The 13105-nt window shown below is 72.2% G+C and carries 11 protein-coding genes; 2 read left to right on the plus strand and 9 right to left on the minus strand.

Annotation, left to right across the window (positions count from 1 at the left end; all coding sequences use genetic code 11):
- Positions 1–2487 (plus strand): FtsX-like permease family protein, encoded by a 2487-nt coding sequence (locus tag AB0J42_RS15175; RefSeq protein WP_364293802.1) that lies wholly within the window; start codon positions 1–3, stop codon positions 2485–2487.
- Between the two features lie 102 nt (positions 2488–2589).
- On the opposite strand, the gene AB0J42_RS15180 is transcribed toward AB0J42_RS15175, so the two are convergent.
- The 8 genes from AB0J42_RS15180 to AB0J42_RS15215 all read right to left on the minus strand — a co-directional run bounded on the left by AB0J42_RS15180 (position 2590) and on the right by AB0J42_RS15215 (position 10030).
- Entirely contained in the window at positions 2590–2859 is a 270-nt protein-coding gene (locus AB0J42_RS15180; protein ID WP_364293805.1) for a hypothetical protein, read from the minus strand.
- Positions 2856–3788 (minus strand): toxin glutamine deamidase domain-containing protein, encoded by a 933-nt coding sequence (locus tag AB0J42_RS15185; RefSeq protein ID WP_364293808.1) that lies wholly within the window; start codon positions 3786–3788, stop codon positions 2856–2858. Before AB0J42_RS15185 ends, AB0J42_RS15180 begins: the two co-directional genes overlap by 4 nt.
- Before the next feature lie 651 nt (positions 3789–4439).
- A complete protein-coding gene (locus tag AB0J42_RS15190; RefSeq protein WP_364293811.1) occupies positions 4440–6137 on the minus strand; it encodes a molybdopterin-dependent oxidoreductase in 1698 nt (565 codons plus the stop codon).
- Between the two features lie 135 nt (positions 6138–6272).
- A complete protein-coding gene (gene rdgB, locus AB0J42_RS15195; protein ID WP_364293814.1) occupies positions 6273–6857 on the minus strand; it encodes an RdgB/HAM1 family non-canonical purine NTP pyrophosphatase in 585 nt (194 codons plus the stop codon).
- Positions 6854–7573, minus strand: a complete 720-nt coding sequence (gene rph, locus AB0J42_RS15200) for a ribonuclease PH (protein ID WP_364293817.1) — start codon at positions 7571–7573, stop codon at positions 6854–6856. Before rph ends, rdgB begins: the two co-directional genes overlap by 4 nt.
- A 31-nt stretch (positions 7574–7604) precedes the next feature.
- On the minus strand, positions 7605–8357 hold the full coding sequence (locus AB0J42_RS15205; RefSeq protein ID WP_364293820.1) for an MBL fold metallo-hydrolase: 753 nt from the start codon (positions 8355–8357) through the stop codon (positions 7605–7607).
- Positions 8311–9177, minus strand: coding sequence for a glutamate racemase (gene murI / locus AB0J42_RS15210; RefSeq protein WP_364293823.1), 867 nt, complete (start codon positions 9175–9177; stop codon positions 8311–8313). Before murI ends, AB0J42_RS15205 begins: the two co-directional genes overlap by 47 nt.
- Before the next feature lie 61 nt (positions 9178–9238).
- Positions 9239–10030, minus strand: a complete 792-nt coding sequence (locus AB0J42_RS15215; protein WP_364293826.1) for a thioesterase family protein — start codon at positions 10028–10030, stop codon at positions 9239–9241.
- Between the two features lie 264 nt (positions 10031–10294).
- On the opposite strand from AB0J42_RS15215, the gene AB0J42_RS15220 reads away from it, so the two are divergent.
- Positions 10295–12106: a DUF3352 domain-containing protein gene (locus AB0J42_RS15220; protein WP_364293829.1), complete on the plus strand. Its 1812-nt coding sequence runs from the start codon at positions 10295–10297 to the stop codon at positions 12104–12106.
- 51 nt (positions 12107–12157) lie between these two features.
- On the opposite strand, the gene AB0J42_RS15225 is transcribed toward AB0J42_RS15220, so the two are convergent.
- Complete coding sequence (locus tag AB0J42_RS15225) at positions 12158–13105, minus strand: cysteine synthase (RefSeq protein ID WP_364293832.1); 948 nt, start codon at positions 13103–13105, stop codon at positions 12158–12160.

Below are 13105 nucleotides of genomic sequence, written 5' to 3' on the forward strand. Positions count from 1 at the left end.
GTGCTGAAGACGGCCCTGGCGGGGCTGCGGGCGCACCGGCTCCGCCTGATGCTGACATCTCTGGCGATCATGCTGGGGGTGGCGTTCATCGCGGGTACGTTCGTGCTGAACGACACGATCCAGGCCGGTTTCTCCCAGCGGGTCACGGCCGACGCGGACAAGGTCGCGGTCGCCGTGCTGCCCGGCAAGCCCGGCGGCACGATCGAGCCGGAGGTGCTGGACCGGGTGCGGGACGTGCCCGGCGTGCGTGAGGCCCAGGGTCTCGTACGCGGGAGCGCGCCGCTGCTGGGCAAGGACGGCAAGGCCGTCGGCAGCCTGCCCACCACGGCGGTGTCGATCGTCACGGGCGAGCTGGACCGGACCACGATCGTCAGCGGGACCGGCCCCGGTTCGGACGACCGGGCGGCGGTGCTCGACGAGAACACGGCCAAGGCCGAGGGCTTCCGGGTCGGCGACACGATCACGGTGCTCGACAGCCGCCAGCGCGCGCACACCTTCAAGCTGGTCGGTCTTCTGGACCCGGGTGTCGACCAGAACCTGGCGTTCACCGGCGCGGTCGGCTTCACCACCGCCACGGCCCAGCGGATGACCGGCGCGGAGGGCTTCGCCGAGATCGACGTCGCCGGCGACGACCCGGCCGCGCTCAAGCAGGCCGTGGCCGCCGCGGCGGGCGCCGGGCACAAGGTGTGGACCGGCGACGAACTGGCCGCCGACCTGGCCCGGAAGGCCGGTCTGGAGATTCAGGCGCTGACGGTCGGGCTGCTCATGTTCGGCCTGGTGTCGATGTTCGTGGCGGCGCTGGTCATCTACAACACGTTCAACATCCTGGTGGCGCAGCGGACCCGCGAGATGGCGCTGCTGCGCTGCATCGGGGCCACCCGGAGCCAGGTGTTCGGCGCGGTCCTGATCGAGTCGGTGGTGATCGCCCTGTCGGCGTCGGCGGCCGGGCTCGCGGCCGGGTACGGGCTGGCCGCGCTCGCCCTCACGATCCTGGACCGCCTGGACGCGCCGCTGCCGACCGAGACGGCGCTCGCGCTGACGCCGGAGACGATCGCCGCCGGCCTGGGTGTGGGCCTGGTCGTCACCGTCGGCGCCGCGGTGCTGCCCGCGCGGACCGCGACCCGGGTCGCGCCGGTGGCCGCGCTGCGCACGCAGGTAGAGGAGCAGGTCTTCCGTACGGGCGTGCTGCGGGCGGTCGTCGCCTGCCTCTTCCTGCTGGCCGGGCTGGGCGTGGCGGGTGCCGGGGCGCTGGTGATGCCCTCGGGCGAGCAGCTCTCGCTGGTCGTGGTGATGGCCGGCGGGGTGGTGACCTTCCTGGGCGTGCTGATCCTCGGCCCGGTGCTGGTCAGGCCGCTGAGCGCGCTGATCGGCTGGGTTCCGGCCAAGCTGTTCGGAGTGCCGGGGCGGCTGGCGGTGGACAACTCGGGCCGCAACCCGAAGCGGGCCGCGACCACGACGGTCGCGCTGACGATCGGCGTGACGCTGATGACGCTGATCTCGGTGGTCACCGCGTCCACCCGGGTGTCGGTCACGCACAAGCTGGACGAGCAGTTCCCCATCGACTACGCGCTCACGGCCCAGACCTACTCGGAGGGCTTTCCCCAGTCGATCGGCGAGGAACTGGCGGGCCGCCCGGAGCTGGAGGCGGTGCTGCGGGTCCGCGAGACCGAGGCGACCGTGGGCGAGGTGAAAGTGCGGGCCGGCACGTACGAGGGGCCGATCCATCCGAAGACGGTCTCCGGCGAGCTGCCGGAGCTGGGCCCCGGTCAGGTGGCGCTCGCCGAGTACGTCGCGAAGGACCTGAGGATGGGGGCCGGCGACACGCTGCGGCTCGGCACCGAGGCGGACGTCGTGCCGCTGAAGGTGGTGGCGGTGGTGGACGACGAGGCGCCGGTGCCACCGCTCACCCTGGCGCCGGAGCAGTTCACGGAGCTGTTCGGGGAGGTCCCGGACAGGCGGGTGCTGATCAACATCGCCGACGGGGTCTCCGCCGACCAGGCGCGGGCGGTCGTGAAGGCGGCCATCGACCCGTACCCGACGGTCCGGATGCAGAGCGCGACCGAGGTGCGCGGGGAGTTCGAGGAGACGCTGGACATGCTGCTGATGATCATCACCGGGCTGCTCGGGCTGTCGATCCTCATCTCGCTGCTGGGCATCGCCAACACGCTCTCCCTGTCGGTGCACGAGCGGACCAGGGAGTCGGCGCTGCTGCGGGCGCTCGGGCTGACCAGGCCGCAGCTGCGGCGGATGTTGTCGGTCGAGGCGCTGGTGCTGGGGGTCATCGGCGCGGTGGTCGGGGTGACGCTCGGCCTGGTGTTCGGCTGGGCGGCCGTCCGGGCGATGCTGCCGGGGGCGATCTTCTCGGCGCCGCTGGGGCAGATCGGGCTGTTCGTGCTGCTGTCGGGCGTGGCCGGGGTGGTGGCCGCGGTCCTGCCGGGGCGGCGGGCGGCCAGGGCGTCCATCGTGGCGTCGCTGGCGGCAAGCTGACACCCCCCGAATCCGGATAAATGCGGTTATTCGCGACCGAAAGCGGATAGAGGGAGTTCCGCTGCGGGCCGGGCGTCGATGGGGGCGGCGCCCGGCCCCGCCTCAGCGAGGGTGGCGGCCGGGCCAGAGGTCCGCGACCGACTCGGGATCCAGCAGAGGACGGGCCACCACCTCGCCCGACGACTTGTCGATGACCACGCACCCGCCGCCGATCGTGTCCGGCAGCCGGGCCGGGTCGTCGGGCTCCGGCTCCCGCGCCCACGCCACGTACCCGTCGCCGAACCCGTAGATCCCGACCGGCAGCGCCTCCTCCGCCGGGCGGACCCCGTTGAAGTACTCCTCCGCCAGCGCCCTGGCCTGGTCCAGGTTCATCGCGGTTGCCCCTGCCTGTCGAGGATGATGCAGAACACCCCGGTCACGGTGGTGTAGAGGGGTTCGACGGCCATGTGCCCCCGCTGGGCGTCGATCCAGATGATCTCGTCCTGGTAGTTGACCGCGTTCCAGGCGTGCGACCCGCCGGCGGGCCAGCGGACCACGATGATCGCCGACGCACCGTGCCCGGCCTCGCGCAGGCGGTGGGCGAGCATCGGGTACGCGTGCCGCCCCTGCCCGGCGTACTGGAAGCGCTGCCCGGCCCAGCGCTCCATCCGGGCGGTGCTGCCCGTCTCGCCGGTCAGCAGCGGCCGGCCGATGGCGTCGTACCCGGGAGTGCGCGGCGCGGCGGCGGCGGGCTCGCCGTGCCAGGTGGACAGCACGGACAGCGCGCAGTCGGCGGCGTTCGAGGCCCGGAACGGGTCGTCGGCCGGGCCGCCGCCGTTGATCAGCCGCACCCACGTGCCGCGCGGGTCGGGGAACCGGACCCCCGGCTCCACCGCCAGCACCAGGTCCTGCTCGACCTGCGGGTCCGGCCGCGCCAGCCCGCCCGGCGCGTCGTACGGTCTGCTCTCGGCGAGTCTCGGCGGCCGGTGCGGCCAGTCGAACCAGTCGTAGTCCGCGACGCCCCGCCTGGTCTCCGCGTCCGTCGCGGCGGGCATGGCCAGGTTCATCAGGAACTCCACCGGCGGGATGACCGGCCCAGCGGCGGGCGAGCCGTCCCCTTCCGGTCCCCCGCCGACAGGCAACCCCAGCGCCCCCAGCACCCCGGCAGCACCTAGTCCGGCCTCATCCCCCTGCTCCAGCAGCCCCGGCCACCCGGCCGCCGGCTCTCCCCCGGCACCGTCAGAACCTTCACCACCCCGCCAGGCAGGCGCTTCCGTACCCTGCCGCCCGTTGAGCGGAGCGTCGGCGTCCAGTGCGTCCACACCGGCCCACTGATCCCACGTGCCCGAACGATCAGAACCGGCGTCAACAGGCGGAACAACCCCTCCCTCGGGCGAGGCGCCCTCCCCCTGGACCAAACCCCACATGGGCGAGAGCTCTGAAGCTCCTTCGCCGTGAGGAACAGCCCCTCCGGCTTGCATGGAGGCGCTGCCCCAGCGTGTCGGCCCCAACTGCCCGTTATGTGACTCGGCGTGCGGGCCGGGGTGCGGGAAGTCGGCGTTCACGCTGGCCGAAGGGTCGGCCGGGTGGGAAATTTCCGGATGGACGGGTGTGTGGCGGGTTTCCGGGTGGGCGGGTGTGCGGCGGGGAACCTGGCGGCTTTCCTCGCCGGAATCGGTCTGGTCGGAGTCGGGTGGAGGTGGGTTGGCCGGTTCGGCGTCGGGCGGGCCGGGGGTGGCGGCGTTCTCGTAGTCGAGCCACCGCACCCCGTCGGCGACAACGGGGTTGTACTGCCCCTCGGGTAGGACCCACCGGACGCTGGATTTGCGGTCGCGGGACACGTCCTGCCTCCTGTCAGTGCTCGACGACCGATCGTAGGGGCGGCGACCGCGGCGGAGGGGCGAAAGCCGGGAAGATTCTCGGCTCGTACGGGCTGTCTACCAGCACAAATGCCCTCATATACGGGCGATGCGTCAGCCCACGTGGACGTCGATCGTGTGCCACCCCGAGGCGCCGTCCGGGGCCACCGGGGTGCGCTGCGCGGTCTGGGTGCGCCCGGCCGCGTCCGTCGCCCGTACCTCGATCGTGTGGTCGCCCGGCGTGGCGTCCCAGTCGAGCGCCCACTGCCGCCAGGTGTCCGGGCCGGGCACCTGCGCGAGCCGGGCCTCCCGCCACACGCCCCGGTCGACCCGCACCTCCACCGCGTCGACGCCGGTGTGCTGCGCCCAGGCGACGCCCGCGATCGTGGTGCGGCCCACCGGCAGCGTGGCCCCCGCCCTGGGGACGTCGATCCGGGACTGCGTCTTGATCGGCCCGCGGGCCGCCCAGCCGCGCGGCGTCCAGTACGCCTGATCGGTGTCGAACCTGGTCACCTTGATGTCCACCACCCACTTGGTGGCCGAGACGTACCCGTACAGACCGGGCACCACCTGCCGCACCGGGAAGCCGTGGTCCACCGGGAGCGGCTCCCCGTTCATCGCGACGGCGAACAGCGCGTCCCGCCCGTCCATGACCACGTCCACCGGGGTGCCGCAGGTGAAACCGTCCTGGGACGTGGACAGCAGCATGTCGGCCTCGGGACGGACGCCCGCCTCGCGCAGCAGGTCCGCCATCCGCGCGCCGAGCCACCGGGCGTTGCCCACGTACGGCCCGCCGACGTCGTTGGAGACGCAGGCGAGGGTGATGTCCGCCTCGATGAGCGGGCGTCTGAGCAGGTCGTCGTACGTGATCTCGATCGGGCGGCCGACGAGGCCGTGCACGCGCAGGGTCCAGGCCCGCGGGTCCACTTGGGGGACGATGAGCGCGGTGTCCACCCGGTAGAAGTCGGCGTTCGGGGTGACGAACGGGGACAGCCCGGGGATCTTCAGGTCGGCCCCGGCAGGAAGGGGCGGCACCGGTTCGGCCGGGGCGGGCAGCTTGATGCCGGTTCTCGCCGCGCCGACCGTGCGCGCCCCGCTGAGCGAACGGCCCAGGAAGGTCGCGGCCCCGGCGGCCACCACTCCCCCGGCCGCCCCGGTGAGCAGCCGCCGCCGGTCGAACACGTACGACACCCCGGGAGCCCGCATGACGGCGGGCCGCTCCACACCCCCGAGATCATGAGAACCCGGGCGGCCTCCGGAAGCGTCCTCCTGAGAAGCGGACGCGGGCGAGCCGCCGTCCGCCGGAGCAGAACCTCGGGGCTCCGGGCCGGGAAGGGTTCCGGACGCGGGCGAGCCACCACCCACCCATCCGGGAGTGGCGCGGCGGAGGAGCCAGGTCAGAGTCCAGACGCCCGCGGCCACCCCTACCAGGGTCGGCAGCGCGTCGAACACCACCGCGCCCGGCCTGGTGAGCACCGCGACCAGTCCCACCACGCCGAACGCCGCCAGCCCCGCGGCCCCGTACCCGGGACGACGCCGGGCCGCCACCCCGATCAGGGCCGCGGCCAGGGCGAGCAGCACGAGCACGCCCCCGATGAGGACGTTCTTGTCGTTCTCGCCGAACGTCCGGATGGCGAAGTCCTTCAGCGGCGCCGGCGAGAGGTCGACCACCCAGTCGCCCACGGCCACGACCGGGAACGCCTCCGCCCGTACCAGCCCCGCGCCGAGCTGCGCGACGCCGAGCGCCACGCCGCCCGCGACGATGCCTGCCAGCGCGCCCGCCCAGACGGGCGCGGCCGAGTCACTGTGCACACCACCGACGCTACGCCTCCGGCCCAGAAGGCGCGCGCGAGGGCCACACCAGCCCGCGGAGACCTCCGGACGGAAAGGTGCGGGCTGGGGTTACAGCACCTCGCAGACGCCTCCGACCGGAAGGGCTCGCGGAGGTTACAGCAGCTCGCGGACGACGGGGGCGAGGGCGCGGAAGGCGCGGCCGCGATGGCTGATCGCGTCCTTCTCCTCGGCCGTCAGCTCGGCGGTGGTACGGGTCTCGCCGTCGGGCACGAAGATGGGGTCGTAGCCGAAACCGCCGGACCCGCGCGGCGTCCGCACCAGCCGCCCGGCGAGCACGCCCTCGGCGACCCTGGACTCCCCTGACGGCAGCGCGAGCGCGGCCACGCAGGTGAAGTGGGCGGTGAGCCGGTCGTCGGGCACGTCGGACACCTGGGCGAGCAGCAGGTCGAGGTTGGCCCGGTCGTCGCCGTGCTTGCCGGACCAGCGCGCGGAGAACACCCCGGGCATGCCGTTGAGCACGTCGACGCAGAGCCCGGAGTCGTCGGCCACCGCGGGCAGCCCGGACTGCCTGGCCACCTCGCGGGCCTTGAGCAGCGCGTTCTCCTCGAAGGTGACGCCGGTCTCGGCCACGTCGCCGATGGCGGGGAACTCCTCCAGCCCCACGACGTCGAACCCGGTGAGGATGCGCCGCAGCTCAGCGATCTTGCCGGGGTTGCGGGTGGCGAGCAGGATCCTCATGCCGACAGCGCCTCCTGCTGGATGAGCGTGAGCTCCTCGCACCCGGCGACGGCGAGGTCGAGCAGCCGGTCGAGCTTCTCGCGGTCGAAGGGCGCGCCCTCGGCGGTGCCTTGCACCTCGACGAAGGTGCCCTCGCCGGTCATGACGACGTTCATGTCGGTTTCGGCGGCGACGTCCTCGACGTAGCAGAGGTCGAGCATCGGCACCGTGCCGACGACGCCCACGGAGACGGCCGACACCGAGCCGATGAGCGGGTCGCCGGGGCACATCTTGCGCTCCTTCATCCAGGCGACGGCGTCGGCGAGCGCGACGTAGGCGCCGGTGATGGCGGCGGTGCGGGTGCCGCCGTCGGCCTGGAGGACGTCGCAGTCGAGCAGGATCGAGTTCTCGCCGAGGGCCTTGTAGTCGACGCAGGCGCGCAGGGAGCGGCCGATCAGCCGGGAGATCTCGTGGGTGCGCCCGCCGATCTTGCCGCGTACGGACTCGCGGTCGTTGCGGGTGTTGGTGGCGCGCGGGAGCATCGCGTACTCGCCGGTGACCCAGCCCTCGCCGCTGCCGCGCCGCCAGCGCGGCACGCTGTCCTGGACCGACGCGGCGCACAGCACCTTCGTCTGGCCGAACTCCACCAGGACGGACCCCTCCGCGTGAGCGAGCCAGTTTCTGGTGATGGTGACGGGGCGGAGCTGGTCGGGGTTACGGCCATCCTGTCGCGACATGCAGATCACCCTATCCCCGCGTCCGCGGGGCTCACGCCAGGGTGTAGGCGGCGCCGCTGCGGGCCAGTTCGACGGGCCCGGTGAAGCCGCCCCTGGTGGCGTCGTCGAGCACGTCGGCCTCGTCGTTCCAGGGGACGAGGTGGGTGAGGACGAGCCGGGCGGCCCCGGCCTCGGCGGCGTGCTCGGCCGCCTGCTTGCCGGACAGGTGGAGCCCGACGGGCAGGTCGGGCCTGTGCAGCAGGGACGCCTCGCAGAGCAGCAGGTCGGTGTTCTCGGCCAGCTTGACCAGTTCGGGGCATTCGCCGGTGTCGCCGGAGTAGGTGACGCTCCGGCCGCCGTACTCGACGCGGAACCCGTACGCCTCCACGGGGTGGTTGACCAGCGCGGAGGTCACCCGGAACGGGCCCGCCTCGATGGTGCCGGGCGCGAGCCGGGCGAACGCGAAGGCGGTCTCCAGCCCGGGCTCCTCGGGCATGCCGTAGGCGGCGGCGAGCCGGCGCGGGGCGTCGGCGGGCGCGTGGACGGGGACCCGCGGGTACGGGGCGGCGGGGCCGTAGGTGCGGGCCACGTGGTAGCCGCACAGGTCGAGGCAGTGATCGGCGTGCAGGTGGGACAGGAAGATCGCGTCGACGTCGTACAGGCCGATGAAGCGCTGGAGCACGCCCAGGGAGCCGCTGCCGAAGTCGAGCAGCAGCCGGAAGCCCTCCGCCTCGACGAGGTAGCAGGAAGCGGGGCTGTCAGGGCCGGGAAAGCTTCCCGAACAGCCGATGATGGTCACTTTCATGCGGGCCTCCCATGACGGTGGTACCCCCCACTGGAGCGACTTCGACCGCGTCGATCTCCGGACCCAGGAAGCGGCGTCCGAGCCGGGCGAAGAGCGTGGAGTCGCCGGTGGCGCGGAAGCGGTGCCGGGGGGTGGCCTCGCCGCCGGCCGCCAGGCCGCGGTCGTGGAGGATGCGGTAGACGTCCTTGGCCGTCTCGTCCGCGCTGGACACCAGCGTGACGCCGTCGCCGGCGACGTAGGAGATGGCGCCGGTGAGCAGCGGATAGTGGGTGCAGCCGAGGATGAGCGTGTCGCATCCGGCCTCCTGGACGGGCGCCAGGTAGCCGCGGACGGCCTCGATGAGCTCGCTGCTCATCGTCTCGCCGCGCTCGACGTACTCGACCAGGCGTGGGGCGGCCACGCCGGTGAGCCGGACGTCGGGGGCGGCGGTGAAGGCGTCGTGGTAGGCCATCGACTCGATCGTGGCCCGGGTGGCGATCACGCCGACCCTGCCGTTACGCGTGGCGCGCACCGCCCGCCGGGTGGCGGGCTGGATCACCTCGACGACGGGCACGTCGTAGCGCTCGCGGGCGTCGCGCAGCACGGCGGCGCTGGCGCTGTTGCAGGCGATCACGAGCATCTTGACGCCGTCGGCGACGAGGTGGTCCATCACCTCCAGCGCGTAGGCGCGCACCTCGGCGATGCGTTTCGGCCCGTACGGCTGGCGGGCCGTGTCCGCCACGTACGTGATGGACTCGTGCGGCAGCTGATCGATGATCGCCCGGGCGACCGTCAGGCCGCCCACCCCGCTGTCGAAGATCCCTATACTCGCGTCCGGCACGCTTCAGAGCGTAGGCGACCTGCGCAGTCTTCACTGCGTAAGAATGCTCACAGCGCGCGTGTCACCCGCGCCCCACCCGTGCGATCTGACGCGACTGGGCGACCAGGCGGCCCTGCGAGTCCCACACCTCGGCGTCCTCGTCGAACCAGCCGTCGGCGATGAGCCGGCCGCTCGCGATGACGGTGAGCCAGCCGGGGGCGGGCATGGCGCGCATGTGCCAGGTGAGCTCGACGGTCGGCGCCCAGCCTCGCTGGCCGGCGGAGAACACCACGGGCGGCAGCGCGTCCACGGCCACGGCCAGCACGTACGGGTCGGGGTCCTGCGGCTCGGCCATCCGGAAGTAGGCGCGCGTCTCGGGCCTGCCGGTGGGCTCGCCGGTGAACCAGCCGAGGGTCGGGGGGTCGAACACGAGGTCCACCTGGGCGTTCATGTTCATGTTCGACTCGGGCTTGGGGTCGGGCAGCTTGACGCACTCCTCCAGCGGCGGCATGGGGTGCGCGGGCCCGTCGGCGTAGACCGGCTCGGCGTTCGTCAGCGTGGCGGTGGTGACGAGGGTCTCGATCTGCGGGACGCCGTCCTGGACGAGGGTGGCGCGGGTGAACGCGGCCGTCTTGCCGGTCTTGATGCGATCGAGGTGTACGGTGGCGGGCCCGGGCACGGGGGCCTTGAGGAACTGGGCGGCGGTGCTGACCGGGTGCGCGAACGGCGAGTCGTCGACCACCGCCCGCAGGAGCACGGCCATCAGGTAACCGCCGTTGAGGGGGCCGCCGATCTGGTAGCCGGGGTCGAGGCAGACGTCGTAGGTCGTCTCGTCGACCCGGATCGCCTGCGTGGCCTCGTCGAACTTGGTCATCCGCCCTGCCTCAACTACGGAACTATGTTCTAGTAGGTCACTACTTTACGACATGAGATGGCGCGAATCGGGGCGGGGTTCACTCTTCAGCGCATTGCAAGCGCGGGTCTAGCAACATCAGCTACGTTCTCTCTGGTTTGAAATGTCCACACTGTGAGTTGAGTGATGTCTGCGAATAATCCCCCACCGGGGCAGGATCCTGACCGGACGACGGCGTACCGGTGGAATCAGGAGCCGCAGCCCGAGAACCCACCGCCGACACCGATGTCGCACGGGCAGCCGTATCCCCCGCAGCAGCCGTACCAGCAGCAGGCCCCCTACAGCCAGCCGCAGCAGGGCCAGCCGCAGTACGGTCAGCAGCCGCAGTACGGGCAGCAACCGGCATACGGCCAGCAACCCCAGTACGGGCAGGAGGCCCAGTACGGCCAGCAGCCCCAGTACGGCCAGGAGGCCCAGTACGGGCAGCAGGCCCCCTACGGGCAGCAGGCACAGCAGGCCCCCTACGGACAGCAGCCGCAGTACGGCCAGCAGCCCCCCTACGGGCAGCCGGGCTACGGCCAGCAGCAGGCTTACCCGCAGCAGGGCTACCCCCAGCAGGGCTACGGCTCGCAGGAACAGCTCGGCTGGCAGAACCAGGGCCCCCAGGGCCCGCAGAAGAGCCGCAAGGGCTGGATCGTCGCCGTCGCGGCGGCGCTCTCCGTGATCCTCCTCGGCGGCGGCGCCTGGGCGGTCGCCTCGTACCTGGGCGGCGGCGGCACCCAGCCGCACGACGTGCTGCCCGCCGACACCGTCGCCTACGCCCGCCTCGACCTCGACCCGGCGGCTAACCAGAAGCTGGCCCTGTTCCAGATCGCGCAGAAGTTCTCCGCCACCCGGGACACCTTCCAGGGCGACGACCCGCGCAAGGCGCTCTTCGACTGGCTGAAGGAGAACCAGAGCGACCTCAAGGACGTCGACTACGCCCAGGACGTCGATCCGTGGCTCGGGAGCCGGATCGGTGTCGGCATGGTGCCCGGCGGCGACGAGCCCGAGGCCGTGGTGGCGGTCCAGGTCAAGGACGTGGAGACGGCCAAGACCGGCATCGCCAAGATGATGGGCGACGGCGAGTACGGCCTGGCCTTCCGCGAGGACTACGCCCTCTTCGCCAAGAACCAGGAGCTCGCCGACAAGTTCGCCGCCGCGGAGACGACGCTCGCCTCCGACGCGAACTTCAGCGACGACCTGCGCGCCTTCGGCGAGCAGGGGGTGCTGTCGTTCTGGACGGACGCGGGCAAGCTCGCCGAGGTGGCGCCCGGCGCGATCAAGCCCGACCAGCAGCAGGCGTTCGAGCAGATCAAGAACGCCCGGTTCATCGGCGCGCTCCGCTTCGACGGCTCGTACGTGGAGGTCGCCGGGGTGCTGCGCGGCGCCAGCGGCCTGACCGGCGGCGAAGACCTGGCCACGGCGGACCTGGCCGCGCTGCCCGCCTCCACCGCGGGCGCGTTCACGATCTCCGGCCTGGACAAGATGATCAGCCGGCAGTGGGCCGAGATCGAGAAGTCGGCCGGATCGAACCCGGAGTTCCAGAACTTCCTGCGGCAGGCGCAGAGCCAGCTCGGGCTCGCGATCCCGAACGACATCGCCACGCTGGTGGGCCGGAACCTCACCGTCGTCCTCGACAGCGAGGGCCTGGACACCCAGCAGTTCAAGGCCGGGGTGCGGATCGCCGGCGACCCCGCCCAGGTCCAGGCCATCGTGGACCGGGTGCAGCAGCGCATGGCCGCCCAGGGCCAGCAGCTCCCGATCGGCAAGGTCGCCGGTGACGGGGTGTTCACCCTGGCCTCGACCGACGAGTACGCCAAGCAGCTGGCGGCGGAGGGCACCCTCGGCGAGAGCGAGACCTTCCAGACCGCCATCCCGGACGCGGGCGCGGCCACCTACGGCCTGTTCGTGGACCTGGACAAGGTGGAGCATCTCTACCTGCCGAACATGCAGGGCGACGAGAAGGCGAACACGGAGGTGCTGCGCGCCGTCGGCATCAGCGGCAAGCACACCGACACCGAAGTGACGTTCTCGGTGCGCGTGCTGTTCAACTGACGAACACGGAAAAGGGGCGGCCGGGTGGCCGCCCCTTTCTCACGTCCGAGATCAGGCCCAGAGCTGGCCTTCGAGCCGCTCCTCCGCCTCTTCGAGGGTTCCTTCGTACGCGCCCGTCGACAGGTACTTCCAGCCGCCGTCGGCCACCACGAACACCACGTCGGCCCGCTCGCCCGCCTTGACGGCCTTGCGCGCGACGCCCAGGGCGGCGTGCAGGGCCGCGCCGGTGGACACGCCGGCGAAGATGCCCTCGGACTCCAGCAGCTCGCGGGTGCGGCGCAGCGCGTCGCCCGAGCCGACGGAGAACCGGGTGGTCAGCACCGACTCGTCGTACAGCTCGGGGATGAAGCCCTCGTCCACGTTGCGCAGCCCGTAGACCAGCTCGCCGTAGCGCGGCTCGGCGGCCACGATCTGCACGCCGGGCACCTGCTCGCGCAGGAACCGGCCGACGCCCATGAGGGTCCCGGTGGTGCCCAGGCCCGCCACGAAGTGGGTCACGGTCGGCAGGTCCTCGAGGATCTCCGGGCCGGTCGTCTCGTAGTGGGAGCGCCAGTTGGCGGGGTTGCCGTACTGGTAGAGCATGATCCAGTCGGGGTTGGTCTCGGCCAGGCCCTTGGCGACCCGTACCGCCTCGTTGGAGCCGCCCGCCGCGGGCGAGGAGATGATTTCCGCGCCCCACATGCGCAGGAGCTGGCGGCGCTCCTCGGAGGTGTTCTCCGGCATGACGCACACCAGGCGGTAGCCCTTGAGCTTGGCCGCCATGGCGAGCGAGATGCCGGTGTTGCCGCTGGTCGGCTCCAGGATGGTGCAGCCGGGGGTGAGCAGGCCGTCCTTCTCGGCCTGCTCGACCATCCAGAGCGCGGGGCGGTCCTTGATGGAGCCGGTGGGGTTGCGGTCCTCCAGCTTGGCCCAGACGCGCACGTCGGCCGAGGGGGAAAGACGCGGCAGCCCCACCATCGGCGTGCGGCCGACCGAGTCGGTCAGCGATTCGAACCGCAT

It is taken from the genome of Nonomuraea sp. NPDC049649 (genome assembly GCF_040675175.1).
GTDB lineage: Bacteria > Actinomycetota > Actinomycetes > Streptosporangiales > Streptosporangiaceae > Nonomuraea.

Excerpts from the sequence above, each read along its gene's own strand:
- AB0J42_RS15205 (WP_364293820.1), bottom strand. The coding sequence starts at position 8,357 with ATGAAAGTGACCATCATCGGCTGTTCGGGAAGCTTTCCCGGCCCTGAC.
- AB0J42_RS15215 (WP_364293826.1), bottom strand. The coding sequence starts at position 10,030 with ATGACCAAGTTCGACGAGGCCACGCAGGCGATCCGGGTCGACGAGACG.
- AB0J42_RS15180 (WP_364293805.1), bottom strand. The coding sequence starts at position 2,859 with ATGAACCTGGACCAGGCCAGGGCGCTGGCGGAGGAGTACTTCAACGGG.
- AB0J42_RS15220 (WP_364293829.1), top strand. The coding sequence starts at position 10,295 with ATGTCGCACGGGCAGCCGTATCCCCCGCAGCAGCCGTACCAGCAGCAG.
- rph (WP_364293817.1), bottom strand. The coding sequence starts at position 7,573 with ATGTCGCGACAGGATGGCCGTAACCCCGACCAGCTCCGCCCCGTCACC.
- rdgB (WP_364293814.1), bottom strand. The coding sequence starts at position 6,857 with ATGAGGATCCTGCTCGCCACCCGCAACCCCGGCAAGATCGCTGAGCTG.
- AB0J42_RS15225 (WP_364293832.1), bottom strand. The coding sequence starts at position 13,105 with ATGCGGTTCGAATCGCTGACCGACTCGGTCGGCCGCACGCCGATGGTG.